The sequence below is a fragment of the Amycolatopsis sp. genome (assembly GCF_035546795.1).
Taxonomy (GTDB): domain Bacteria; phylum Actinomycetota; class Actinomycetes; order Mycobacteriales; family Pseudonocardiaceae; genus Amycolatopsis_E.
On the sequence record NZ_DASZWC010000025.1, the window covers coordinates 13,941 to 36,937 of the forward strand.

24 protein-coding genes and 1 tRNA gene are annotated in these 22,997 nt (G+C 69.1%); 12 read left to right on the forward strand and 13 right to left on the reverse strand.

Going from position 1 to position 22,997, the window contains the following annotated elements:
• The first annotated feature begins 138 nt into the window (after positions 1 to 138).
• The 3 genes from VHD82_RS16435 (at position 139) to VHD82_RS16445 (ending at position 3,059) form a co-directional block, all read left to right on the forward strand.
• Positions 139 to 390, forward strand: coding sequence for a hypothetical protein (locus VHD82_RS16435; protein WP_325703809.1), 252 nt, complete (start codon positions 139 to 141; stop codon positions 388 to 390).
• A gap of 218 nt (positions 391 to 608) precedes the next feature.
• Positions 609 to 1,283 (forward strand): Crp/Fnr family transcriptional regulator, encoded by a 675-nt coding sequence (locus VHD82_RS16440; protein ID WP_325703812.1) that lies wholly within the window; start codon positions 609 to 611, stop codon positions 1,281 to 1,283.
• Positions 1,284 to 1,802: 519 nt separating this feature from the next.
• Complete coding sequence (locus tag VHD82_RS16445) at positions 1,803 to 3,059, forward strand: MFS transporter (protein ID WP_414637527.1); 1,257 nt, start codon at positions 1,803 to 1,805, stop codon at positions 3,057 to 3,059.
• On the opposite strand, the gene VHD82_RS16450 is transcribed toward VHD82_RS16445, so the two are convergent.
• Positions 3,005 to 3,826: an oxidoreductase gene (locus tag VHD82_RS16450; protein WP_325703818.1), complete on the reverse strand. Its 822-nt coding sequence runs from the start codon at positions 3,824 to 3,826 to the stop codon at positions 3,005 to 3,007. The two genes, VHD82_RS16445 and VHD82_RS16450, sit on opposite strands and share 55 nt — an antisense overlap.
• 70 nt (positions 3,827 to 3,896) lie before the next feature.
• Between VHD82_RS16450 and VHD82_RS16455 the strand changes: the two genes are divergently transcribed.
• Complete coding sequence (locus tag VHD82_RS16455) at positions 3,897 to 4,802, forward strand: LysR family transcriptional regulator (protein ID WP_325703821.1); 906 nt, start codon at positions 3,897 to 3,899, stop codon at positions 4,800 to 4,802.
• Here the strand turns inward: VHD82_RS16455 and VHD82_RS16460 are convergent.
• Genes VHD82_RS16460 through VHD82_RS16485 form a run of 6 tightly spaced genes read right to left on the reverse strand, consistent with a single transcriptional unit; the run spans position 4,786 to position 8,881 of the window.
• Positions 4,786 to 5,556, reverse strand: a complete 771-nt coding sequence (locus VHD82_RS16460) for an MBL fold metallo-hydrolase (protein WP_325703824.1) — start codon at positions 5,554 to 5,556, stop codon at positions 4,786 to 4,788. The genes VHD82_RS16455 and VHD82_RS16460 overlap by 17 nt on opposite strands.
• Positions 5,553 to 6,323 carry an NUDIX hydrolase gene (locus tag VHD82_RS16465; RefSeq protein ID WP_325703888.1) on the reverse strand — a complete coding sequence of 257 codons (771 nt, stop codon included), beginning with the start codon at positions 6,321 to 6,323 and terminating at the stop codon, positions 5,553 to 5,555. The genes VHD82_RS16460 and VHD82_RS16465 overlap by 4 nt, the downstream gene beginning before the upstream one ends.
• Before the next feature lie 54 nt (positions 6,324 to 6,377).
• Complete coding sequence (locus VHD82_RS16470) at positions 6,378 to 7,559, reverse strand: hypothetical protein (RefSeq protein WP_325703891.1); 1,182 nt, start codon at positions 7,557 to 7,559, stop codon at positions 6,378 to 6,380.
• Positions 7,560 to 7,597: 38 nt separating this feature from the next.
• Complete coding sequence (locus tag VHD82_RS16475; protein ID WP_325703828.1) at positions 7,598 to 8,218, reverse strand: hypothetical protein; 621 nt, start codon at positions 8,216 to 8,218, stop codon at positions 7,598 to 7,600.
• The gene (locus tag VHD82_RS16480) at positions 8,218 to 8,673 is read right to left on the reverse strand and encodes a RidA family protein (RefSeq protein WP_325703830.1); all 456 of its coding nucleotides are present in this window, start codon (positions 8,671 to 8,673) and stop codon (positions 8,218 to 8,220) included. Before VHD82_RS16480 ends, VHD82_RS16475 begins: the two co-directional genes overlap by 1 nt.
• Positions 8,674 to 8,725: 52 nt before the next feature.
• Positions 8,726 to 8,881 carry a hypothetical protein gene (locus VHD82_RS16485; protein ID WP_325703833.1) on the reverse strand — a complete coding sequence of 52 codons (156 nt, stop codon included), beginning with the start codon at positions 8,879 to 8,881 and terminating at the stop codon, positions 8,726 to 8,728.
• Between the two features lie 123 nt (positions 8,882 to 9,004).
• Here VHD82_RS16485 and VHD82_RS16490 point away from each other — a divergent pair, with 123 nt between their 5' ends.
• The 3 genes from VHD82_RS16490 to VHD82_RS16500 are packed head-to-tail and all read left to right on the forward strand — an operon-like array spanning position 9,005 to position 12,022.
• Entirely contained in the window at positions 9,005 to 9,865 is an 861-nt protein-coding gene (locus VHD82_RS16490) for an esterase/lipase family protein (RefSeq protein WP_325703836.1), read from the forward strand.
• Positions 9,866 to 9,902: 37 nt separating this feature from the next.
• Positions 9,903 to 10,907 (forward strand): ArsA-related P-loop ATPase, encoded by a 1,005-nt coding sequence (locus VHD82_RS16495; RefSeq protein ID WP_325703839.1) that lies wholly within the window; start codon positions 9,903 to 9,905, stop codon positions 10,905 to 10,907.
• Positions 10,907 to 12,022 carry an ArsA family ATPase gene (locus VHD82_RS16500; RefSeq protein ID WP_325703842.1) on the forward strand — a complete coding sequence of 372 codons (1,116 nt, stop codon included), beginning with the start codon at positions 10,907 to 10,909 and terminating at the stop codon, positions 12,020 to 12,022. The genes VHD82_RS16495 and VHD82_RS16500 overlap by 1 nt, the downstream gene beginning before the upstream one ends.
• Here the strand turns inward: VHD82_RS16500 and VHD82_RS16505 are convergent.
• Entirely contained in the window at positions 12,019 to 12,309 is a 291-nt protein-coding gene (locus tag VHD82_RS16505) for a WhiB family transcriptional regulator (protein ID WP_325703845.1), read from the reverse strand. The genes VHD82_RS16500 and VHD82_RS16505 overlap by 4 nt on opposite strands.
• Positions 12,310 to 12,530: 221 nt before the next feature.
• Here VHD82_RS16505 and VHD82_RS16510 point away from each other — a divergent pair, with 221 nt between their 5' ends.
• The 3 genes from VHD82_RS16510 (at position 12,531) to VHD82_RS16520 (ending at position 15,778) form a co-directional block, all read left to right on the forward strand.
• Positions 12,531 to 14,690 carry a transglycosylase domain-containing protein gene (locus VHD82_RS16510; protein ID WP_325703848.1) on the forward strand — a complete coding sequence of 720 codons (2,160 nt, stop codon included), beginning with the start codon at positions 12,531 to 12,533 and terminating at the stop codon, positions 14,688 to 14,690.
• A 39-nt stretch (positions 14,691 to 14,729) separates the two neighbouring features.
• Complete coding sequence (locus VHD82_RS16515; RefSeq protein WP_325703893.1) at positions 14,730 to 15,677, forward strand: metallophosphoesterase; 948 nt, start codon at positions 14,730 to 14,732, stop codon at positions 15,675 to 15,677.
• Positions 15,678 to 15,704: 27 nt separating this feature from the next.
• Positions 15,705 to 15,778, forward strand: a tRNA-Pro gene (locus VHD82_RS16520).
• A 261-nt stretch (positions 15,779 to 16,039) separates the two neighbouring features.
• On the opposite strand, the gene VHD82_RS16525 is transcribed toward VHD82_RS16520, so the two are convergent.
• Positions 16,040 to 16,786, reverse strand: coding sequence for a class I SAM-dependent methyltransferase (locus VHD82_RS16525; protein ID WP_325703851.1), 747 nt, complete (start codon positions 16,784 to 16,786; stop codon positions 16,040 to 16,042).
• A gap of 38 nt (positions 16,787 to 16,824) precedes the next feature.
• Here VHD82_RS16525 and VHD82_RS16530 point away from each other — a divergent pair, with 38 nt between their 5' ends.
• Entirely contained in the window at positions 16,825 to 18,657 is a 1,833-nt protein-coding gene (locus VHD82_RS16530; RefSeq protein ID WP_325703854.1) for a S9 family peptidase, read from the forward strand.
• A 33-nt stretch (positions 18,658 to 18,690) separates the two neighbouring features.
• Here VHD82_RS16530 and VHD82_RS16535 read toward each other — a convergent pair whose 3' ends face one another.
• The 4 genes from VHD82_RS16535 to VHD82_RS16550 all read right to left on the reverse strand — a co-directional run bounded on the left by VHD82_RS16535 (position 18,691) and on the right by VHD82_RS16550 (position 21,769).
• On the reverse strand, positions 18,691 to 20,082 hold the full coding sequence (locus tag VHD82_RS16535; protein WP_325703857.1) for a glutamate decarboxylase: 1,392 nt from the start codon (positions 20,080 to 20,082) through the stop codon (positions 18,691 to 18,693).
• A gap of 85 nt (positions 20,083 to 20,167) precedes the next feature.
• Positions 20,168 to 20,644, reverse strand: coding sequence for a DNA starvation/stationary phase protection protein Dps (gene dps, locus VHD82_RS16540; RefSeq protein ID WP_325703859.1), 477 nt, complete (start codon positions 20,642 to 20,644; stop codon positions 20,168 to 20,170).
• A 24-nt stretch (positions 20,645 to 20,668) separates the two neighbouring features.
• Positions 20,669 to 21,094 carry an organic hydroperoxide resistance protein gene (locus tag VHD82_RS16545; RefSeq protein ID WP_325703862.1) on the reverse strand — a complete coding sequence of 142 codons (426 nt, stop codon included), beginning with the start codon at positions 21,092 to 21,094 and terminating at the stop codon, positions 20,669 to 20,671.
• A gap of 126 nt (positions 21,095 to 21,220) precedes the next feature.
• Complete coding sequence (locus VHD82_RS16550; protein ID WP_414637529.1) at positions 21,221 to 21,769, reverse strand: NADPH-dependent FMN reductase; 549 nt, start codon at positions 21,767 to 21,769, stop codon at positions 21,221 to 21,223.
• A gap of 128 nt (positions 21,770 to 21,897) precedes the next feature.
• On the opposite strand from VHD82_RS16550, the gene VHD82_RS16555 reads away from it, so the two are divergent.
• Positions 21,898 to 22,956, forward strand: a complete 1,059-nt coding sequence (locus tag VHD82_RS16555) for an alpha/beta hydrolase (protein ID WP_325703868.1) — start codon at positions 21,898 to 21,900, stop codon at positions 22,954 to 22,956.
• Positions 22,957 to 22,997 lie beyond the last annotated feature (41 nt).

The following is a 22,997-nucleotide window of genomic DNA, read 5'->3' on the forward strand; positions in this document are numbered from 1 at the left end:
CCTTTCGGGGTGCATAGCGAACGGCGGGGGGCACCCCGATAGCCTACGAAAGGTTCGTCGGCGGCCTCTCGGTGGCCGACACGCCGCAGCCCAGCTTGGCGCAAGAACCGAGCCAACATAAGCGAGGATCTGAAGTCAATGACGGTCTGGTTCGTAGTAGCGGTTCCGCTCGTGATGATGTTCTTCGCGCTGGCCATGGAACGCGTGGAGAGCCGCCTCAAGCACGTCGCCGTGCAGGAGGAAGAGGTCGAGGAGTTCCTCGAGCAGGCACGTCCCAACGAGGTCAGGGCACTTTACGGACACGGGATCGGGCGGGCACTGGAGTTGTTCCGGTTGCGCAGGCTCGGTGGCCGGGCCGCCAAGCTGCGTCCGCGCCGCTCGCGAGGCTAGTTCACGCACGTCACCGACCACCCTCGACGGAGTTCCCATGAGCGGCAGTTAAGCTGGGGCGTCCGGACGAGATCATTTCTCACCCTCGTGGGCGTTGGCAGCCTGCCATTCGGCGAGCCGTGCGGCGATCTCGCCCGAACGGCCTAGACTGCACGCAAGTGATCGGCGACACATCCCCATGTGGGGGTATTCAGTCGCCACCGACGAGGAGGCACGAGGTGGACGAGACCCTGGCCCGGGCGGGCATCTTCCAGGGGGTGGAACCGGCCGCGGCCGAGGCGCTCGCACAGACCTTGGAGACCGTGGAGTTCCCGCGTGGCCACGTGATCTTCACTGAAGGCGAGCCCGGCGACAAGCTGTACATCATCCAATCCGGCAAGGTCAAGATCGGCCGGAAGTCCCCGGACGGGCGCGAGAACCTGCTGTGGATCGCGGGCCCGTCGGACATGTTCGGCGAGCTGTCGATCTTCGACCCCGGTCCGCGTACTTCGAGCGCGACGACCGTGACGGAGGTCCGTGCGGTCAGCATGGACCGCCCGTCACTGCGGAAGTGGATCTCGAACCGGCCGGAGATCGCCGAGCAGCTGCTGCGGGTGATCGCCCGCAGGCTGCGCCGGACGAACAACATGGTCGCAGAGTTGATCTTCACGGACGTGCCTGGCCGGGTGGCGCGGGCGCTGTTGCAGCTGGCGCAGCGGTTCGGCAGCCAGGAGGCCGGCATCCTGCGCGTCACGCACGACCTGACGCAGGAGGAGATCGCCCAGTACGTCGGTGCGAGCCGCGAGACCGTGAACAAGGCTCTCGCCGATTTCGCCCACCGCGGCTGGCTCCGCCTGGAAGGCAAAAGCGTCCTGATCCTGGACCCAGAACGCCTAGCCCGCCGCGCAAGGTAAAACCCAAAAAGTGGCGGTCTTCCCCAGGAAGACCGCCATTTTTATGGCGGGTGACCGGCCCCCACACCGGCACCGGGTTGGGGGGTCCAGGGGGGCGAAGCCCCTCCTGGCGGGGGTTTGGGGGTTCGACCCCCAATGCGATGCCGAAGTTCACCAGCGAAGCGCGAAGCGCGAGCAGGCTGAACGATGAACGAAGGGCCGGGCGCCACCCCCGACGTGGCGCACCGGCCCTTCGCTTTGCGCGGGCCATCCCCCGACGGACCGCGCTCCCCGCCCTCCGGTTAGGCCCCGACCCAAGATCCGGAGGGAGTTCTTCTGTTATGTCAACCATGCCACGGCCCCTACCCCGAAGTTCAAGGCCGTTCATCCCAAAGGACGCGAGCGTGGCCGGTTCGTTGCGCGATTTCCGGAGAAAATCTTCGGTCGTTATCCAACCGAGATCTACTGCCCTGTTCCGGTGACCCAGATCGCCGGTAAATAAGTGGTACTCACGTACCAGATATGGGCATACTGGTACGCGTGTCTCAGTCCACTTCGCTCGCTGACTACCGGTCCGCGCTGACCACCCCCGGCTCCGGCCGCCCACTGGCCGCGTCGCTGCTCGCCCGCCTGCCGATAGCGATGATCGGGCTGTCGGCGCTGCTGTACGTCCAGCGTGAGACCGGTTCGTTCGCCGCGGCCGGGCTCGTCTCGGCGGGGTCGCTGGTGGGCGTGTCGGTCGGTTCGGTGGTGCAGGGCAGGCTGATCGACCGCTTCGGGCCGACCCGGCCGCTGGTGCTCGACACCGTGTTGTTCGCGGTCGCGATGGCGGTGCTCGCGCTGGCCATCGAGGCACATGCGCCGACACCCGTTCTGGTGGTTTTGGGCGGCGGTATCGGCATCACGGAGCCGATGGTCGGCTCCGCTTCCCGTGCGCTGTGGGGGCGGCTGGTCAAGGATGAACGCGCCAAAAACGCCGCCTTCTCCTACGAGGCGATCAGCATGGAGGTGTTCTTCATCCTCGGCCCTGGGCTGGCCGGGGTGCTGGTCGCCGCTCCGTGGCCGGGCACGGGCATGGTCATCGGCGGGGCGTGCATGGTGCTCGGCTCGCTGATGTTCGCGCTGAGCCCGGCGGTCCGCGCCTGGGGTCCGGCCGAGCAGCGGCACGGGTCGTTGCTCGGCGCGCTGGCGGGCCCGGGTATGCGCACGCTCGCGCTGGCCGCGCTGGGTTTCGGCATTGTGATCGGGTTCGTCGAAGTCGCCGTGCCTGCGGCGGCGACCGAGGCCGGGCAGCCCGCGCTGGGCGGGGTGCTGCTGTCGGTCTGGTCGGTCAGCTCGGTCGCGTTCGGCGTGGCGTTCAGCCTGCGGCCGTGGCCGCGGCAGATGTCCGCGCGGCTGCCCGCCCTGCTGGCCGCGTTCGCCTTGCTCGTCGCGTTGTGCGCCTGGCCGTCCACACTGTGGGGCCTGGCCCTGACGATGCTCGCCGCCGGCGCGATGATCACACCCCAGTCGTCGACGCATTCGGCGGCGATCGAGATCGTGGCCCCGGAGGGCACCGCGGCGGAGGCCTTCGGCTGGGTGCTCACCGCGATCACGCTCGGCCTGGCTTTCGGCCAGTCGGTGAGCGGTTACCTCGTCGAGCACCAGGGACCGTCGGCCTCCTTCCTCGCGGCCGGCGGGGCGGCGCTGGTGGTCGCGGCGCTGGTTTGGTTGCTGCGCGGGACAGTCCGCCGGAGCGAAGATCAGTCCAACGCGGTGCTCACGCTCAGTTCCTCCCAGGCGTCCAGGTCCGCCTGATTGCGGGCGTGCTTCGCACGGATGGCCTCGACGGCGTCCGCGCCCAGCGCAAGCCGCAGCGGCGGGTCCGGTGCGTCGAGCGCGCACAGGATCGCGGCCGCGGCTTTGGCCGGGTCGCCGGGCTGGGTGCCGTCCATGGTGTCGATCGCCGCGCGGGTTTCGAGCTCGTAGGCGTCGATCCGGCGCGAGCGGTGCATCCGCGCGCCGCCGAACTCGGTGCGGAAGGCGCCGGGCTCGACGATCAGGACCCGCACCCCGAACGGCGCCAGCTCACCGGCCAGCGCCTCGGAAATCCCCTCCAGCGCGAACTTCGCCGAGCAGTAGGCCCCGAACCCGGCCGGGCTGACCTGCCCGCCCATCGAGCTGATCTGTACGATCGCGCCGCTGCCCTGCGCGCGCAGATGTGGCACCACGGCCTTGGTCACCTCGACCGCGCCGAAGAACATGACCTCCATCAAGGCGCGCAGCTCGTCCATGCCGAGCTCCTCCACCGCGCCGACGGATCCGTTGCCCGCGTTGTTCACCACTACGTCGATCCGCCCGAACGCGTCGAGCGTGGCCTGCACGGCGGCTTCGATCGTCGCCGGGGCGGTCACGTCCAGCGCGCAGGTGCGCACCTGGTCGCCGGCGAGGGCTTCGAGCTGCTCAGGCTTGCGTGCGGTCGCCATCACCAGATCGCCCGCCCGTACCGCGGCCGGCACAAGCTCCCGGCCGAACCCCGACGAGCAGCCGGTGATCAGCCAGACGCGTTGTCGTCCTTCTGTCATGCGTCCAGCTTTCCGGCGGTGAAATGAGGTGTCCAACATCGGCTTCCTCCAGCCGCTACAGTCGATTCCTGTGAGGAGTCCGGAGCTACGGCAGCTGCGGTATTTCATCGCGGTGGCCGAGGAGCTGAGCTTCACCGATGCCGCGGGACGGCTCGGTATCGCCCAGCAGTCGCTTTCCCAGCAGATCAACGTGCTGGAGCGGGTGCTGGGTGTGCGGCTGTTCGACCGGGACACGCGGGGCACCCGGTTGACCGAGGTCGGCCTGCTGTTCCTGCCGGAGGCGCGGGCGGTGATCGACCGCACGACGAAGGCGATCAGCACAGTGCAGCGCGCGGCCCGCGGTGAGGTCGGCACGCTGAACCTGGCGTTCCTCGCGTCCACGGCGAACTACCTGCTGCCGCCCGTCGTGCGAACCGTCCGGGCGCGTTATCCCGACGTCGAACTGCACACCGAGGACGTGAGCATCAGCGAACTGGTTACCGGGCTGCAGGGCGGCCGGTACGACGCGGGGTTCACCCGGCCACCGCTGGTCGACGGGCTGGCCTCGCGGACGTTGCTCACCGAGCGGGTGTGCGCGGTACTGCCGACCGGACATCCCTTGGCGCAGCGGGAAAGCCTGCGCCTGTCGGACCTGGCGGACGAGCCGTGGGTGCTGACCCAGCGCAGTTCCTGGCCGCCGTGGCACGAGAAGTACGACCGGGACTTCCAGGAGGCCGGGTTCGAACCGCGCGTGGTGGAGCGGGCGTCGAGCGTGCAGAACCTGCTGGGCCTGGTGGCCGCCGGGGTCGGCGTCACCAGGCTGGCCGCTTCCGCACACAGCATCCGCCGCGGCGGCGTGGAATTCGTCCCGCTGGAGGGCGAGCAGGCGCACACCGACGTGGTCTGGCTGCCGGAGGCGAAGAAGCCGGCGTTGCGGCGGCTGCTCGAAGTGGTCACCGAACTGGCCGCCGCAACGGATCTCACTCAGTCCGGCTGACGCGCAGGTACTCCAGCTGCGCTCGCACGCTGTGCTCGGCCGGGGCCCACAGCGCCTTGTCGACGTCGGCGTAGACGTGCTCGACGATCTGCCGCGGCGTGGCGTCCTCGCCGAGCACGGCCAGCGCCGAGCGGACCTGGTCCAGCCGCTGTTCGCGGTGGTCGAGGTACTCCTGCACGACCGCGCGGAGGTCGGCGATCTCCGGCCCGTGGCCGGGCAGTCCGCTCAGCCCGCCGGGCAGTTCCAGCAGCCGGCGCAGGGAGCCGAGGTACGAGCCAAGATCGCTGAGCACCGTGGTGCCCCGGCCGAGGATGGTGTCCCCGGTCAGCACGTGCGAACCGACCCGCAGGCAGACCGAATCCGCGGTGTGGCCCGGGGTGTGCAGCACCCCGATCTCCAGACCGGCGGCGCGGATCGTGTCACCGTCGCCGAAGGCCCCGTCGCCTCTGCAAAGCGATTCGTCGAAGGCTCGCACCGGGGCGCCGACCCGTTCGGCCAGCCAGGGCGCGCCCTCGGCGTGATCGGGGTGGTGGTGGGTGAGCAGGATCAGCTCGACCGGCGCCACTTCGGCGAGTTTGGGCAGGTGATCAAGGTCCTCGTAGCCGGGGTCGACGAGCACGCAAGCGCTTTCACCCGGCGCGCGCAGCACCCAGCTGTTGGTGCCCTCGAGCGTCATCGACGACGGATTGTTCTCCAGCAGCACCGAAGCGGTTTCCGAGACGCGGCGCAGTTCGCCGTATGCCGGGTGTGTCATTCGTCCCCCACGATCACGCGGATCCGATCTCCCTCACGGCGCAGCGTCGGGATGATCGTCTCCACCTTGCGTTCGACGGCCAGAGCTTCCGCTGTGGAGCCGAATTCGGCGAGTTCGGTCAAGGTGTGCCAGGTCGGCGGCATCAACGTGCTGCGGCCGGCCTTGGCGTCGTCGAGCGCTTCCGCGGGACGTTGCCAGCTGGTGGATTCCGCCTCCGTGGTCGCGCCGTCCGCATGCTGCCCCTCGGGCAGGACCGCGGCGAAGAACCGCGTGTCGTACCGGCGCTTCTCCTGGATCGGGGTGATCCAGTGCGCCCACGGCCGCAACAGATCGGCGCGCAGGGTGAGGTCGTTGTGGGCCAGGAAATCGGCGAGGGAAAGCTCACGGGATTCCAGCTGCGCGCGGCCTTCGCGATAGCGGGCCGCGTCGGCGACGACTTCACCGGCAGTACCGGCGAGCAGAACTCCGGACTCTTCGAACGTTTCGCGCACCGCGGCACAAACCAGCGCGCGGCCGACGGACTCGGTGCCACCGAACCATTCCGCCCACTCGGCGGCCGACGGTCCCGCCCACGCGACCGAGGCGTCGGCATCTCGCTTGTCGACGGCGCCGCCGGGGAACACGGTCATCCCGGCCGCGAACGCCATCGCCGCGACCCGGCGTTGCAGGAACACCTCCAGCCCTCGGTCGCTGTCGCGGAGCAGGATCACGGTCGCGGCGTCGCGCGGGACGGCAGGGGTCTCCGGTGGTTCCACCGAGAAATCCATGCCGCCCGGCACGGAAAAACTAAGATCAGGCACGCACTGGAACTTACGCGCCGCTCACGATCCGGAGAAGCCGTCGACCCAACGCGGGTTGTCTTCGCCACGCCCGTTGAGCCGGACCTTGGAGGCTTCGGCCCGCTCACGCTCGGCGAGTTCAGCGTGCAGCTCGCGCAGCAGCTGACGGTCGCGTTCGGACAACTGCGGGTCGTTGAGGTCCAGCTCGGGGATCTCGATGACCTCGCCGGGCCCGATCGTCGCCGACGCGATCGCGCGGCCCTTCTCCGGGTCCTCGGCCAGCGCCGCCCGCAACTGGGCGACCTCGGCCGAGCTGAGGTCCATCGTGTTCTCCGCGCGGATCTCCGGCGGCGCCTCCCGCGGCCCGAACATGTGGCCGGGGCCCTCGGTCTCGGCGGGCTCGGGCGTCTCGGCTACCGGCGCCGTCGGCTCTTCCTCGGCGGGTTTCGGCTCCTCGACGGGCTCAGGCGTCGGCTGGGGTTCCTCAGCGCTGCCTGCGTTCCGCGCGACGTGCCTGCCGGACTTCTCCTCCACGGTGGCCGGCGCCGGCTTGGCCGACCGGCCGGATTTTCCCGCCGATGTTTCCCCAGCGAGCCAGACCGCGGTGGCCGAGTTAATCGCTTGTTCGTGGTAGCGGTGCCGCTCGGCGCCGTGTCCGGAGACCTCGACGACCGCACGGATCCCAGCGCGGCGCAATGCCGCGTCGACGCGGTAAGCGGCCGCGGGCGGGTTACCCTCCGGCCCGATCTCGACCAGGACCACGCGCTGCGGCAGCGGCCCCGGCACGCTGCCGGCCGGGGTGTTGCGCCACACCGCGTGCACCGAGCGCAGATCGGGCAGCACCTGCAGGGTGCGGTCGAGCGCGTCGGCGATGCCCTGCTCGGGGTTGTTGTCACCGGTGAAGTGGTGCAGCACGCCGTTGTCGGCCTCGGCGTCGTTGACGGTGAGGTGATCGGCGAGCGTCGCGTCGGAGCGGCTGAGCTCGAGCACCAGCCCGAGCTCGTGCTGCTCCGTCTCGCGCACCGGAAGCTTGCCCGCGATGAGCGCGCCCGTGGTCAGCTCGGCGGCTTCGTCGAGGCGAGCCCTCGCGGTCAGCTCGCGTGCCTCGGACAGCGCACTGTCGTCCAGCCGTCCGGCCAGCGCGAGCATCAGGTTGTGCAGCCGCAGCGGAACTGCGAACCCATCGGTTCCCAGCCCTGCGGCGTCACTGTGGACGTCCACAATTCTCCCTCCAGCGGCCCGCTCTCGGCGGAGACGAGCCGTTACGCAGCGGCGAGCCGGTGCCCCGTGTCCACAGCGCCGGTACAGACCAGCTCGGAACTCGCCAGCGCGGCACGGTGGTACGCGGGCAGGTCGAACCGCGGCGGCATCACCTCAACGCTGGGCTGTTCGTCGCCCAGCACTCGCAGTACCCGCTGCAGTTCCCCGGCCAGCCTTGGCAGGCCGGCCAGCGCGGTGATCAGCAGCACTCGCTTCGGCTCCGAACCGTCGCCGTGCCGCCAGCTCTCCCGCACCTCACCCACGTCCGGCCGGCCGCGCAACGTTGCGTGCACCAACGCGGACACTGAGTCTACGGAGTTCACCCAATCGGGTGCACTCCCCGTGAATGTGTACCGGTTCTCGGGGACCTCGTCCACCCCAAGCGTGGAACTCACCTGATGCCAGTCCGCACCGTGCGGAACCAACCCGGCGACCAGCAGCCGGTATTCGGGCTGGTCGAGGTCGATGTTGTGCTTGAGCAACGTGCGCGGCAGGGTGCGCGCGAGCGTGGTCATCGCGCCCTCGCCCAGCCAGTCCCGGTAGCGCCACAGCAACTGGTCCGGCATTCGGCCGGCCAGGCGCAGCAACAGCTCGTGACACGCAGCTTCGATGTCCGGATCCATTACTGAACCTCCACGATCAGTTCGACCTCGACCGGCGCTCCCAGCGGAAGCTCGGCCACCCCCACCGCCGAACGCGCGTGCGCGCCCGCTTCGGAAAAAATCTCGCCCAGCAGCTCGGACGCGCCGTTGACCACGGCGGGCTGTCCGGTGAATCCCTCTGCCGAGGCCACGAACCCGACGACCTTGACCACCTTGACGACGGAGTCGATGCCGGCGAGCGCGTGCACGGCGGCCAGTGCGTTGAGGACGCAGGTGCGCGCGTAACGCTTCGCCTCCTCGGGGCTGACCTCGGCGCCGACCTTGCCGGTGGTCTCGAGCCTGCCGTCGACGAACGGCAGCTGGCCGGACGTGTACACGTGCGAACCGGTGCGCACCGCCGGGACGTACGCGGCCACCGGGGCGGCCACGGCGGGCAACTCGATGCCCAGTTCGGCCAGCTTCTCCGACCAGGTCATGCGCCCTCCTCTTCGGACGGCATGGCGTTACATGATTCGCTCGCAAGCTCGCTCATGCCTTGGGCCTCTTGAGGTAAGCGACATGCTGCTCGCCACTCGGGTTCGGCAGCACGGTCACCAGTTCCCAGCCGTCCTCGCCCCATTGGTCCAGGATCTGCTTGGTGGCGTGGATCAGTAGCGGAATGGTGGCGTACTCCCACTTCGTCATGCGCCCGAGCGTAACGACCCGATCAAGCGAGCACCCGGCCACCCGAGCACTCTCACTGTCCGTCACCGGTTTCCACCCTGCTGTGTACTAGGCGCGATCGGCCTGTTCCAGGAATTTGGGAGCATGCGCCGACCAGCCGCTGTGCTCGCCACGCTCCTGCTCACCCTCTTCATCGGACCGGCCGCCGGTGCCACGCCCGCGGTCAACGAATGGTCCTGCCGCCCGTCGACGACCCATCCCGATCCGGTCGTGCTGGTGCACGGCACCGGGGACAACAAGGACTACACCTGGCGTCTCCTCGGACCTTTGTTGGCACAGAAGGGTTTCTGCACGTACGCGCTCACCTACGGGGTGCCGGCGGGCACCCCGGCGAGCGACGACCCGGTCGGCGGACTGACCTCGATGGACTCCAGCGCGGCCGAGTTGCAGTCCTTTGTGGACAAGGTGCGAGCCGCGAGCGGGGCGGCCAAAGTGGACCTCGTCGGGTATTCCCAGGGCACCTGGCTCGGCACCTACTACGCCAAACTCCTTGGCGGCAAAGACAAAATCGGCCGGTTCGTGAGCCTGGCGCCGGGCTGGGCCGGCACCGACCCGTACGGGCTCGCCGAGCTGTACGAGCTGCTCAAGGCGCTCGGCCTCGGTCCGGTCGCGCAGGCGGCGACCTGCGCGGTCTGTCCCGAGCTGCTCAAGGGTTCGGACCTGTTGAAGACGCTCCAGGCGGGCGGGGTGTTCCTGCCGCGGATCACCTACACCAACATCGTCAGCAAGGAGGACGGTCTCGTCGTGCCGTGGACCAGCGGGCTGGGTGAGGGGCCGAACGTGACGAACGTCGTACTGCAGGACGGTTGCGCGGCCGACCATGTGAACCACGCCGGGCTGCCCTTCGATCCGAACGCCCTGGGCTACGTGGTCAACGCGCTCGATCCCGCCGGGGCCAGGCCGGTCACGTGCGTGCCGATGTCGCCGGTCCAGCCCCACCACTAGCCCGACACCAGCCCCCCGGGTGATTTACGCTGCGGTAGTGAGCAACCCCCTGGCCGGCTGGACCGACGAACTCGCCCGCGCCCGGCTGCATTTCGTGACCGGCAAGGGCGGTACCGGGAAGACGACACTCGCCGCGTCCCTCGGCCTCGCGCTGGCGCGCGGTGGGCGGCGCGTGCTGCTGATCGAGGTCGAGGGCAGGCAGGGCTTCGCCCAGCTCTTCGACACCGAACCGCTGCCGTACGCCGAACAGCGCCTCGCGTCCGCGCCCGGCGGCGGCGAGTTGCGCGCGCTGCACATCGACGTCGAGGCCGCGCTGCTCGAGTACTTCGAGATGTTCTACAACCTGGGCTTCGCCGGGCGGACGCTGCGCCGGATGGGTGCGATCGAGTTCGCCACCACGCTCGCGCCCGGCCTTCGCGACGTGCTGCTGACCGGGAAGATCAAGGAGTGTGTCGGGCGGACCGAGTCCGACGGCAGGCACACCTACGACGCCGTGGTGGTGGACGCCCCGCCGACCGGCCGGGTGGTGAAGTTCCTCGACGTCACGAAGGCGCTGACCGATCTCGCCCGCACCGGGCCGATCCGGGCGCAGGCCGAAGGTGTGGTGCGGTTGCTGCATTCCGGCGAGACCGTCGTGCATCTGGTGACCCTGCTGGAGGAGATGCCGGTACGGGAAACACTGGACGCGGTGGCCGAACTGGACGGCGCCGATCTGCGGCCGGGCGCGGTGCTGGTCAACCGGGTGCGGCCGCCGCGGCTGCCGGCGCGTTCGCTGACCGCGGCCGCCGACGGGCGGGTGGACGCGTCGCGGGTGCGGTCCGGTTTGGAGGCCGCCGGGCTGGACCTTTCCGAGGCGACGGTGGACGCGCTGGTCGAAGAGACCGTCGAGCACGCCATCCGGATCGCCGCCGAGCAACGGGCCCGCGAGCAGCTTTCCGAAGCAGATCTGCCGACGCTGGAACTGCCGGACCTCACCGACGGGGTGGACGTCGCGGCGCTCTACGACATCGCGGAGTCGCTCGCCGAACAGGGGGTGCAGTGATGGCACTCGACGTGGACGCGCTGATCGACGACCCGGAAACCAGGGTCGTCGTCTGCTGTGGCTCGGGCGGAGTCGGCAAGACGACGACGGCGGCCGCGCTCGCGTTGCGCGCCGCCGAACGCGGCAGGCAGACAGTGGTCTTGACCATCGACCCGGCGCGCCGGCTCGCACAGGCGCTGGGGTTGCGCGAACTCGGCAACCATCCACGTCAGGTTCAGGTGGAGGGTTTCGACCCCAAGGGCGAGCTCTGGGCGATGATGCTCGACATGCGGCGCACCTTCGACGACATGGTGCGCGCGCACGCCGGCCCGCAACGAGCCGAGCAGCTGCTCGCGAATCCCTTCTACCAGACCATTTCCACGTCGTTCTCCGGCACGCAGGAGTACATGGCGATGGAGAAGCTCGGCCAGCTCGCCGCCACCGGCGACTGGGATCTGATCGTGGTGGACACCCCGCCGAGCCGGTCCGCGCTGGACTTCCTGGACGCGCCGACCCGGCTGTCCACCGCGCTCGACGGCCGGATGATCCGGCTGCTCACCGGGCCGGCGAAGGCGGGTGGCTGGGGCCTGCGCAAGGTGGTCACCGCCGGGTTCTCGATGTTCGCCAAGGCGGTTTCGACGATCATCGGCGGCCAGCTGCTGGCCGACGCGTCGGCGTTCATGCAGGCGTTCGACAGTATGTTCGGCGGTTTCCGTGAGCGCGCACGCAAGACCTCGGAACTGTTGCGCAGCAAGGGAACGGCGTTCCTGGTGATCGCCGCGCCGGAGCCGGACGCGCTGCGCGAGGCGAGCTATTTCGTGGACCGGCTCTCCGAGGAGTCGATGCCGCTTTCCGGGCTGGTGGCCAACCGGACGCATCCGGTGCTGGCCGATCTTTCGGCGGGCAAGGCGACAGCGGCGGCGGACCGGGTGGAGTCCAGCGCTCCACTGGCCACCGCCGTGCTGCGGCTGCACGCGGACAGGGTGGCGCTGGCGGAACGCGAGAACAGGCTGCTCTCGCGCTTCACCCGCGCGCACCCCGAAGTGCCGATCGTCCGCGTACCCGCGCTCCCCAGCGACGTGCACGACATGGCGGGCCTCCGCGACATCGGAGACCGGCTTTCGAACGGCGCCTAGGAGACCTTGACGTACTCCCGCTTCGCCGATTCCAGTAGTTCGGACCAGGAGCCGACCTCCGGGCGGCGGCGCAGCAGTGCCCGCCGCTCGCGTTCGGTCATACCACCCCAGATACCGAAGCTGATCCGGTTGTCCAATGCTTCTGCCAGGCATTCCGTGCGCACGGGGCAGCCCATGCACACCACCTTGGCCCGGTTCTGTTCCGCGCCGCGCACGAACAGCTCGTCCGGGTCGGTATCCCGGCACAAGGCGTCCAGGCGCCAGCTCTGCTGCTGATTCGAGTCCATGATGCCCCCAGCTCCTCACCCTCGGCTCACCTTGCTGAAGCCCGGCACCTCCCCGGCACCGGTCTTCGTGAGACGTTGACGGACTGTAGGGCCAGACGGTTCCCCTCGCCAAGATCCCGGCGAATTTTGTTACCGGAACACGTCGCATCGCACCGCCGGACGTGGTATCCGAACCCCCGTGCCCCGGCGGCGATATGCCCGTTCCCACTACCCTGGCTCCCGTGCGGAAGACGGATGGTCTGTTCAAACTGCTCGGCCTGTGCCTGCTCGCGGGGATCCTCGTCGCCGGGGTGCTGTTCCCCATCGTGGGAGCCGCCGGGGTGGCGTCCAACAAGGCGAGCGAGACGGTGGACAGCATGTCCGCCGAGCTCGCGAACGTGCCACCGCCGCTGGTCACGACGATCACCGACTCGGCAGGCAACCCGATCGCCACGCTGTACGACCAGTACCGCATCCCGACCGCGTCGAACGAGATCAATGACGCGATGAAGTGGGCGTTGGTCTCGACCGAGGACCGTCGCTTCTACGAGCACCACGGGGTGGACTGGAAGGGCACCTTCCGCGCCGCGCTGAGCAACAGCACCGGCAGCGAGACCCAGGGCGCCTCGACGCTGACCCAGCAGTACGTGAAGAACTACCTGATCAACGTCGTCTACCGGGACGATCAGGTGGGCCAGCAGAAAGCGCAGGAGCAGTCGATCGCTCGCAAGCTCAAGGAAGCGCGGGTCGCGATCCAGCTCGAGACGCAGATGAACAAGGACCAGATCCTCACCAGCTACCTCAACGTGGTCGAGTTCTCGCGCAAGATCTACGGCATCGGCGCCGCCGCGCAGACGTACTTCAACACGACCGCGGCCAAGCTGACGGTGCCGCAGGCGGCGCTGCTGGCCGGGATGGTCAACAACCCGCCGGTCTACGACCCGTGGAGCCACCCGGAAAAGGCCACCGAGCGCCGGAACCTGGTGCTGGATCGCATGGTGGAGAACCAGAAGCTCGCCAAGGAGGACGCGGACCGGTTCAAGGCCGAGCCGCTGGGCGTGGTACCCGGCGGGCCGTCCAAGCCGGCCGCGAACTGCACCGGCGCCGGGCCGGAGAACGGCTTCTTCTGCCAGTACGTGCAGGATTACCTGCTCACCAACGGAATGACGAAGGACGACCTGTACACCGGCGGCTACACCATCCGCACCACGATGGACCAGAACGCCAACCACCAGGCCAAGATCTCCGCCGAACAGCAGGTGGACAAGACGCAGAAGAACGTGGCGAACACGTTGTCCTTGGTGCGGCCGGGAAAGAACAGACACGAAGTGGTCGCGCTCGCCGCGAACCGGGATTACGGCCCGGACGCGGACAAGGGGCAGACGACGTACGCGCTGCCATCGGACGTGTCCAATGTGACCGGTGCGGGTTCGAGCTACAAGATCTTCACCACCGCCGCGGCGATGGAGCAGCACAAGGTCGGGATCTATTCGACCATCCAGACGCCGCAAAGCTATACGTCGAACGTCTTCGTCGGTGGCGGGCCAGGTTGTCCGCTGGTGGCACGGGGAACGCGCGCGTACTGCCTGAGCAACTACGGCGAAAGCGGCTACGGCCCGTCGATGACGTTGCAGCAGGCGCTCGCTACGTCACCCAACACGGGGTTCGTGATCCTGGAGGAACAGGCCGGGATGGGCGCGGTGACCGACATGGCGCGGCGGCTCGGGATGCGCAACACGATGGCGTCCAACGCGGCCAACGGCGGCGCGGTCGACCCGAACAACAGCCAGGCCGTCTACAACATGAGCCAGCAGAAGTACTTCGGCCCCGGCGGTTCCTCGCAGGCGGGTCTCGGCTCGTTCACCCTCGGCGTGAGCCCGACGAGCGGCCTGGAACTGGCCAACGTCGCGGCGACGATCATGAGCGGCGGCACCTGGTGCCCGCCGACGCCGATCGCCGCGGTGACCGATCGCGACGGCAAACCGAAGGTGATCACCGAAGCCGCGTGTGAGCAGGCCGTGCCGGAGGGACTGGCCAATTCGTTGGCGGTCGGGATGAGCAAGGACGACACCGACGGCACGTCGAAGGCCGCCGCGGCGGCGGTCGGCTGGAACCGGCCGATGATCGGCAAGACCGGTACCACGCAGAACTCCGGTTCGGCGGCGTTCGTGGCGGCCGTGCCGCAACTGGCCGGGGCCGCGATGGTGTTCCGGCCGGACAACCCGATCGGCGGGCTCATCGACGGCGGTCCGGGCAACGTGACCGCGACGAAGGGCAGCACCGACGGCAACATGTTCGGCGGCAAGACACCGGCCCGTACCTGGTTCGGCGCGATGACGCAGATCCTGAACGGGCAGCCGGTGCTCGGTCTCCCGGCGTCCGACCCGGCCTACGAGCACTAGGCACGTAACCTGAAGGGTGTGAGTACGGTCGGTGACAAGATGAGCGTGGCCCGGCTGGCCGCGGGAACCGCGGCGGTCGGAGCGGCTGCCGTCGGCTACGCGGTGGGCATCGAGCGGCGGCACTGGACCCTGCGGACGGCGGAGCTTCCGGTGCTGGCCCCGGGTTCGCGGTCGATCCGCGTGCTGCACATCTCGGACCTGCACATGATGCCGGCGCAGCAGTCCAAGCAGCGCTGGGTCGCCGCGCTGGCCGAGCTGGAGCCGGACCTCGTCGTGAACACCGGCGACAACCTGGCCCACCCGCAGGCCGTGCCGTACGTGCTGCGCGCGCTCGGGCCGCTGCTGGACAGGCCGGGCCTGTTCGTCTTCGGCAGCAACGACTACTACGCGCCGAAGCCGAAGAACCCGGCCCGCTACCTGATGCCGCGTGGGAAGAAGAAGCGCATCCACGGCCGGAAACTCCCGTGGCGGGACCTGCGCGCGGCCTTCGTCGAGCACGGCTGGGTCGACCTCACCCACGCCCGTCATTCGGTGCAGGCCGCCGGACAGACGGTGTTCGCCGCAGGTGTGGACGATCCGCACCTGCGCCGTGACCGCTACGGCGAGATCGCGGGCCCGGCGGAAGCTCACGCCGCTGTCCGCATCGGCGTGACCCACTCGCCGGAGCCGCGCGTTCTCGACCCCTTCGCAGGTGACGGGTACGACCTCGTCCTGGCCGGGCACACGCACGGCGGGCAGCTGCGCATTCCCGGCATCGGGGCGCTGGTCACCAACTGTGAGCTTGATCGCTCCCGGGCGCGTGGCGCCTCCCGCTGGGGCGCCGACATGTGGCTGCACGTGTCGGCCGGCTTGGGTACCTCGCCGTACGCCCCAGCGCGATTCGCCTGCCCGCCGGAAGCCAGCCTGCTCACGCTCGTCCCCCGGGGCAGCAGCCAGGAGAAGGCCCCAAAGGAAACCCGGCGGAAAGCCCCCAGCGACGTCCGCTAGACTTCTCAACGACCCGTTAAGGAACATCGGGGTGTGGCGCAGCTTGGTAGCGTGCCTCGTTCGGGTCGAGGAGGTCGTGGGTTCAAATCCCGCCACCCCGACGTGAAAGTTGGACCCCTGTTCGCGGAATGCGCGAACAGGGGTCTCTCACTTTGTGTCCTTTGGGGGGTCGAACCCCCAAACCCCCGCCAGGGAGGGCTCCGCCCCCCTGGACCCCCTTTCGGCTCGCCTTCGGCATTGCCGCTAGGTTCCGGGGCCAGTTAGGCGCATGGGTCACCGCCCACCCAACGCGAGACGGCAACGCACCGCCAGCCCAAGGGGATTCACACCGAGGGATTCCCCTCCCCAAATCCCGACCCAACTCAGCGAACAGCGGTCAGCTCGATCCAGCACTGCGAAAAATCCCCGTCCCCCGAATGGGACCAGGCCCAGGCGGAGCGGGCGGCGCTCGCCAGCTGGTCCCGGTCCACCTTCGACGCGGTCAGGGCCGCATCGAGCCGCGCCTCCACGTAGCGCGCCAAGTCTCGGTACGGCATGTCCGGGCGGAACCTGGCGTGCGAACGGATGTCCGCGAAACCCGCCTGCTCCACATGCCCCACGATCTGCTTACCGGCAAACGGATCCCCACCAGCACGGCGCCGCAGCAGGTAGTGCCCGCGCAGGGCGGCCACCACGTTCACCGTCTTGGGCCGGAGCACCGCGCGGCTCCAGTCCGAAGTGGACAAAGCAAGAGTGCCGCCGGGCCGCAGCACGCGCCGGAACTCCCGCAGCACGAGCGCGGGCTCACGCAGGTGCTCGAACAGTGCGTGCGCGAACACCAGGTCGATACTTTCCGACGCCACGGGTAACGCGTAGGCGCTTGCCGCGACGAAGTCCACAGTGGACTCTTTCGGGAACTGGTCCGGGCACAGGTCGATACCGAGCACCCGGCCGTCGCCGACCACCGGGACGAACCCGCGGGTGATGGTGCCCGGGCCGCAGCCGACGTCGAGCACGCGCATCCCGGGTTCGAGCAACCGCAACACGAATCCCGCCCGGTCGGTCGCCGTGCGCGCAGTCATCATCGACAGCGCGTCATCGGAGAACCCGGGCGCGTATCCCTCCAGCACACGCCCACCGTACGGGCAACACCTGGCAGGATCGAGGGGTGACTACCCAGCATCCGCCCGCTGTGATCCCCGAACGCCTCTTCGCCGACGCCGAGGCCGAGGCGCGCTGGCGCGCGCGCTTCCACGCCCCGCGCATGTCGGTACCGGACTGGGCGCTGGACGCACCGGCGAAAAACCTCTACGTGTCGAACGCCAGCGGCGTGTGGGAGGTCTACGCGTGGGACCGCGAGACCGACGAGCACCGCCGCGTCACCGACCGTCCGAACGGCACCCTGCATGCCACCACCTCGCCCGACGGCGCCTGGATCTGGTGGTTCAACGACACCGACGGCGACGAGTTCGGCTCGTGGATGCGTGAGCCCTTCACCGGTGGCGAAAAGGAAACCGCCGTCCCCGACGTGCACGACGGGTACCCGGCCGGTCTGGAGATCGGCCGGCGGCTGGTGGCTGTCGGCGTGTCCACCGACGACGGCAGCCGCCTGTTCGCGCACGCCGACGGCAAGACGAGCGAGTTCTATGCCAGCAAGGACGACGCCGGGGTGGCCTCGCTGTCCCGCGACGAGAGCCTGCTGGCGATCTCGCATTCCGAGCACGGTGACTCCCGCCATCCGGCGGTGCGTGTACTGCGCACCACGGATTTCTCGGCCGTCGCGGAGAAATGGGACGGCGAGGGCAAGGGCCTCGACCCGCTGGAGTTCTCGCCCGTCGCCGGTGACCAGCGGCTGCTTGTCCTGCACGAACGCCGCGGCCGCGAGGAACTCCTGATCTGGGACATCGCGGAAGACACCGAGACCGAACTGGAGCTGGACCTGCCCGGCGAGGTCAGCGCGGGCTGGTACCCCAATGCCGACGCGCTGCTGGTGGTGCATTTCCACGAAGGCCGGAGTTCCTTGTACCGCTACGAACTCGCCACCGGACAGCTGTCCTCTTTGGACACACCGAAGGGGCGGATCGGCGGCGCGAGCGTGCGCCCGGACGGCACGGTGGAGTACTCGTGGTCGAGCGCCGCGCAGCCGCCCGTGATCCGTGCCCGTGCGGCGGACGGCACGGACACCGTGCTGCTCACCCCGCCCGGCCGGCCCGCGCCGGAGTCGGCGCCGGTCGTGGACGCGTTCGTCGAAGGCCCCGGCGGCCGGGTGCACGCGCTGGTGGCGCGGCCTGCCGGCGCACCGGACGGCCCGCTGCCGACGGTCTTCACGCTGCACGGCGGGCCGCACGCGGCGGACGAGGACCGCTTCTCCGCGTACCGCGCGGTGTGGCTGGACGCCGGGTTCGCCGTGATCGAGGTGAACTACCGCGGTTCGACGGGCTACGGCTCGGCCTGGCGCGACGCCATCGAAGGCAGGCCCGGCCTGACCGAGCTGGAGGACGTCGCGGCGGTGTACGACTGGGCCGTCGAAAGTGGCCTGGCCGATCCGGCGAAATGCGTGGTCTCCGGCGCCTCCTGGGGCGGGTATCTGACGCTCCTCGCGATCGGCACGCAGCCGAAGCGCTGGGCCGCGGGCGTGGCGAGCGTGCCGGTGGCCGACTACGTCGCGGCCTACGAGGACGAGATGGAGCAGTTGCGCCTCTTCGACAAGGCGCTGTTCGGCGGCACCCCGGAGTCCGTGCCGGCGGTGTACCGCGAGTGCTCGCCGATCACCTACGTCGACGCCGTGCAGGCGCCGGTGCTGGTGCTGGCGGGTGACAACGACCCGCGCTGCCCGATCCGGCAGATCGAGAACTACCTGGACCGCCTCGCTGCGCGCGAAGCGCCGTACGAGTTCTACCGCTACGACGCCGGGCACGGTTCGCTGGTGATCGCCGAGACCATCAAGCAGACCGCGGCCGAGGTGCATTTCGCACTCCGGGCGCTCGACGCCGCGAAGTAGGCGCACTGATGCCGGGGCCGCGCGGCCCCGGCATCAGTGGTGGAACGAAGTGCTGGTGGACGGGCTGTGCTGCGGAGCGGCCTGCCCGTTCAGCTCGGGCAGGTAGTGCTCGAGGTGCTCGACGAGCAGCGCGGCCAGGTCACTGGTGAAACCGTTACGGCACACCACTCTCAGCACGGCCAGATCCGTCCGGTTCGCCGGGAACGTGTACGCGGGCACCAGCCAGCCCCGCTCCCGCAGCCGCCGGGACACGTCGAAGACGTCGAAAGCCTTGACCTCCGGCTTCGTGGTGAAGGCGAACACCGGGAGCTGATCACCTCTGGTGAGCAACCGGAAGGGGCCGAGTTTGTCGATCCGTTGCGCGAGATCCATCGCCACGTCACGCGAAGCCTGTTGCACCGCACGGAAACCTTCGCGGCCGAGCCGGACGAACGTGTAGTACTGCGCCGCGACCTCCGCGCCGGGGCGGGAAAAGTTCAGCGCGAACGTGGGCATCTCGCCGCCGAGGTAGTTCACGTTGAACACCAGCTCGGCCGGCAGCGCCTGCTTGTCCCGCCAGACCACCCAGCCGACGCCCGGGTACACCAGCCCGTACTTGTGCCCGGAGGTGTTGATCGACGCGACCCGCGGCAGCCGGAAATCCCAGGTCAGTTCGGGGTCGAGGAACGGCGCGATCATCGCGCCGGACGCGCCGTCCACGTGTACCGGGATGTCCCAGCCCGTGCGTTCCTGCAGCTCGTCCAGCGCCGCGGCGATGTCCGCGACCGGCTCGTAGCTACCGTCGAACGTGGACCCGAGGATCGCGACAACGCCGATCGTGTTCTCGTCGCAATGCGCGACGGCTTCCTCCGGGGACAGGTGGAACCGGTCGGCCTCCATCGGCACCAGCCGGGGCTCCACCTCCCAGTACTCGCAGAACTTCTCCCAGCACACCTGAACGTTGATCCCCATCACCAGGTTCGGTTTGCCGGTGCGGCCGAGCTTGGCCCAGCGCCGTTTGAACGCCATCCCGGCGAGCATGCAGGCCTCGGACGAGCCGGTGGTCGAGCAGCCCATGATCGCCGTCGGGTCCGGGGCGTGCCAGAGATCGGCGAGGATGTTGACGCAGCGCCGTTCCAGCTCGGCCGTCTGCGGGTACTCGTCCTTGTCGATCATGTTCTTGTCGACGCATTCGGCCATCAGGTCGCGGGCCTGCGGCTCCATCCACGTGGTGACGAACGTGGCGAGGTTGAGCCGCGCGTTGCCGTCGAGCATCAGCTCGTCACGCACGACCTGCAGCGCGGTGTCCGGCGGCACCGGCTGCTCGGCAAGGCGCTGGTGCGGCGGGGAAAGCCGGGCCGCGAGCGCCGGATTCGTGCCACCGAAGAACGGATTGCTCCCACCGCGCGATTCCGGACGACGGGCCTTACCCGAATGCAGGACCATGACAGGACCCTAGCCCCGGAACAGGCAAAGCACAGGGAAGAGCGGGCACCGCCGACGACGGTGCCCGCTCTTCCCGCTGCTTGGGTCAGGCCTGCTGGGCCTGCCACATCCAATGCGCCTTCTCCAGCTCCTGCGTGATCTCGATCAGCAGATCCTGGGTGACCAGGTCACTCTTGTCGGTCTCGTCGATGCGCTTGCGCAGCCGCTGGATGAGGTCGGCCAGAATGTCGACGATCGCCGCCACGGTGGACTCGACACTCTGCCAGTTGTCCGGGTACTCGGGCAGGCCCGAACTCTCCACGACCGTCTTCGCCTTGCCGTTCGGCGAAATACCGATCGCGTTGGCGCGCTCGGCCACCGCGTCCACGTAGTTGCGCGCGGTGGCGACCAGCTCGTCGAGCTGCAGATGCGCGCTGCGGAAGTTGGTGCCGACCACGTTCCAGTGCGCCTGCTTCGCGATCAGCGACAGGTCGACCAGATCGACCAAAGTGGACTGGAGGACGTTGCCGGTGATCTCCTTGTCGCTCTCGGGGAGCGGGCTCTTGATCGGAGAGTTAGCCATGGTGTGCGTGTTCCTCTCTTTCCCTCAACCGGTCTTGGCGGTTACCTCGACCTCGATGTTGCCGCGAGTTGCGCGCGAATACGGGCAAAGCTGGTGGGCCTGGTTCACCAGCTCGTTCGCCTTGCCCTGCTCGATCCCGGGCAGGGTGGCCTCGAGCTTGACGGCAAGGCCGAAGCCGGGGCCGTCCTTGCCGATGCTGACCTCGGCGGTGACCGTGGTGCCGTTCAGCTGCACCTTCGCCTGGCGGGCGACCGCTTGCAGCGCGCTGTGGAAGCAGGCCGAATAGCCTGCGGCGAACAGCTGCTCGGGGTTGGTGTGCTCACCCCCGGCGCCGCCCATCTCCTTCGGGATGGCCAGCTGCTCGTCGATCACGCCGTCGGACGAGGTGACCTCACCGTTGCGGCCGTCGCCGCGTGCGGTCGCCACCGCCGTGTACAACGCTTCCACCACATACCTCCCGTTGTTCCTGGCTGATTCCAACCTTGGCACCAGGAACAACATCTCGCAGTCGCCGAAAGGTGCCCGTCATGACGGGCCTCACTCCGACGGTTACCCGGAAGGTGCCGGTGTGAACCCTCAGCCGCGCTTGGCCTGGGCGAATTCGGTCACATGGCGCCCGATCAGGCGCAGCGTGCCCACCGTCTTCTCGTCGGAGGCGCCGCCGGCCTCGTCGAACTTGGTCTCGGCGGAGTTGACCGAGCCGCCGAGCGGCGTCGGCCAGCCACGCAGCGCGTGCGTGATGGTGCGGAGCTGGTCGAGCGTGGTGACCGCGGCCTGCCAGCCGTAGGCGACGGCGACCAGGCCGACGCCCCGGCCGTCGAGATACGGACGGCTGTCGGTGCGCAGGTCCTCGACGTAGTCCAGGGCATTCTTGATCAGGCCGGAGAGCGCGCCGTGGTAGCCGGGCGAAACGATGATCAGCCCGTCGGCGTTGCGCACCGCCTCGATCAGCCGTTCTGCCTCCGGGGTGCGCTCGGGGATACCTGAGTCGTAGAACGGCAGGACCAGCTCGCTGCCGGTGATCGCCAGCGTTTTCGCCCCCGCCTCCGCCGCGCCTTCGAGCGCGATGTTCAGCGCACGTTCGGACTGGGAGCCCGCGCGCAGGGAACCGCCGATTCCGACCACGTTGATCACCGAGGAGCTAGTCACGCATTCGAGGCTAACCCCTCCACTTAGGTGGAGGACCAGCATTTGGGACGGAGGTAGCGGTCACACCTATCCCTCTTGCGTACTCGTGAGTAACGTCTGGAGGCATGGCGAACCCTCTACGGTCCCGCGTCGAAGCGGCCGCGGCCCAATTGGTTTACGCGCTGCCCCGCCCGGTCCGGCGGCTCATCGCGGGCAGCCCAGTCCAGCGCGACGGTCAGGAACTGGCGCTCGACGCACAGCTGCTGCTCCGGCTGCAGCAGCTCGCGAAGACCACGATGTCCCAGGACACCCCCGAACTGGCCCGGAAGATGCTCGGCGATTCCCAGCATCTGGTCAGCGGCTCGCCCATCCAGCCGGTGGGCACCCGCGAGCTGACGATCCCGGACTCGAACGGCGGAATCCCGGCGACCCTGTACACCCCCGCCGGCCTGCCGAAGGATTCCGGGCTGCTGGTGTTCTTCCACGGTGGCGGCTGGGTGATCGGCACCCGCGCGAGCCACGACAACACCGCGCGGTTCCTGGCAAAACACGCGGGTGTGCGCGTGCTCTCGGTGGAATACCGGCTGGCGCCGGAGAATCCGTTCCCGGCCGCGGCGGACGACGCTGTGACGGCCTTCGACTACGCCTACGCGAAAGCGACGGACCTGGGTGTGGACCCGGCCCGCATCGCGGTCGGCGGCGATAGCGCGGGTGGGAACCTCGCGGCCGTCGCGGCGCAGGTGACCACGCGGCGCGGTGGCCCGGCTCCGGCGTTCCAGTTGCTGCTCTACCCGGGGGTCGACGCCTCGAAGGTGCGCCGGTCCAGGGAGCTGTTCGGGGCCGGCTTCTTCCTGACCGACAAGGACATGACGTGGTTCCTGGACCACTACGCCCCGGCCGGGGTGGACCGCACGGATCCACGCCTGTCGCCCCTGCTGAGCGAGGACTTTTCCGGGCTTCCCCCGGCCTACGTGGCGACCGCGGGCTTCGATCCACTGCGTGACGAGGGCGAGGCATACGCGGAGAAACTGCGTGCCGCCGGCGTGCCGACCGCGTTGAGCAGGCAGTCGGATCTCATTCACGGCTTTGTGAACTTCCTCGGCGTCGGCACCCGTTTCCGGGAGGCGACCGCGGAGGCGGCGGGGGCATTGCGACTCGGGCTTTCCGGAATCGCCGCCAAATAGCCGGAATCCGGCGTGTTGCCACGCCGGATTCCGGATTCCCC

Excerpts from the sequence above, each read along its gene's own strand:
- VHD82_RS16515 (WP_325703893.1), top strand. The coding sequence starts at position 14,730 with ATGAGCGTGGCCCGGCTGGCCGCGGGAACCGCGGCGGTCGGAGCGGCT.
- VHD82_RS16485 (WP_325703833.1), bottom strand. The coding sequence starts at position 8,881 with ATGACGAAGTGGGAGTACGCCACCATTCCGCTACTGATCCACGCCACC.
- VHD82_RS16490 (WP_325703836.1), top strand. The coding sequence starts at position 9,005 with ATGCGCCGACCAGCCGCTGTGCTCGCCACGCTCCTGCTCACCCTCTTC.
- VHD82_RS16500 (WP_325703842.1), top strand. The coding sequence starts at position 10,907 with ATGGCACTCGACGTGGACGCGCTGATCGACGACCCGGAAACCAGGGTC.
- VHD82_RS16555 (WP_325703868.1), top strand. The coding sequence starts at position 21,898 with ATGGCGAACCCTCTACGGTCCCGCGTCGAAGCGGCCGCGGCCCAATTG.
- VHD82_RS16480 (WP_325703830.1), bottom strand. The coding sequence starts at position 8,673 with ATGACCTGGTCGGAGAAGCTGGCCGAACTGGGCATCGAGTTGCCCGCC.
- dps (WP_325703859.1), bottom strand. The coding sequence starts at position 20,644 with ATGGCTAACTCTCCGATCAAGAGCCCGCTCCCCGAGAGCGACAAGGAG.
- VHD82_RS16460 (WP_325703824.1), bottom strand. The coding sequence starts at position 5,556 with ATGACACACCCGGCATACGGCGAACTGCGCCGCGTCTCGGAAACCGCT.
- VHD82_RS16505 (WP_325703845.1), bottom strand. The coding sequence starts at position 12,309 with ATGGACTCGAATCAGCAGCAGAGCTGGCGCCTGGACGCCTTGTGCCGG.
- VHD82_RS16475 (WP_325703828.1), bottom strand. The coding sequence starts at position 8,218 with ATGGATCCGGACATCGAAGCTGCGTGTCACGAGCTGTTGCTGCGCCTG.
- VHD82_RS16535 (WP_325703857.1), bottom strand. The coding sequence starts at position 20,082 with ATGGTCCTGCATTCGGGTAAGGCCCGTCGTCCGGAATCGCGCGGTGGG.
- VHD82_RS16435 (WP_325703809.1), top strand. The coding sequence starts at position 139 with ATGACGGTCTGGTTCGTAGTAGCGGTTCCGCTCGTGATGATGTTCTTC.
- VHD82_RS16450 (WP_325703818.1), bottom strand. The coding sequence starts at position 3,826 with ATGACAGAAGGACGACAACGCGTCTGGCTGATCACCGGCTGCTCGTCG.
- VHD82_RS16465 (WP_325703888.1), bottom strand. The coding sequence starts at position 6,323 with ATGGATTTCTCGGTGGAACCACCGGAGACCCCTGCCGTCCCGCGCGAC.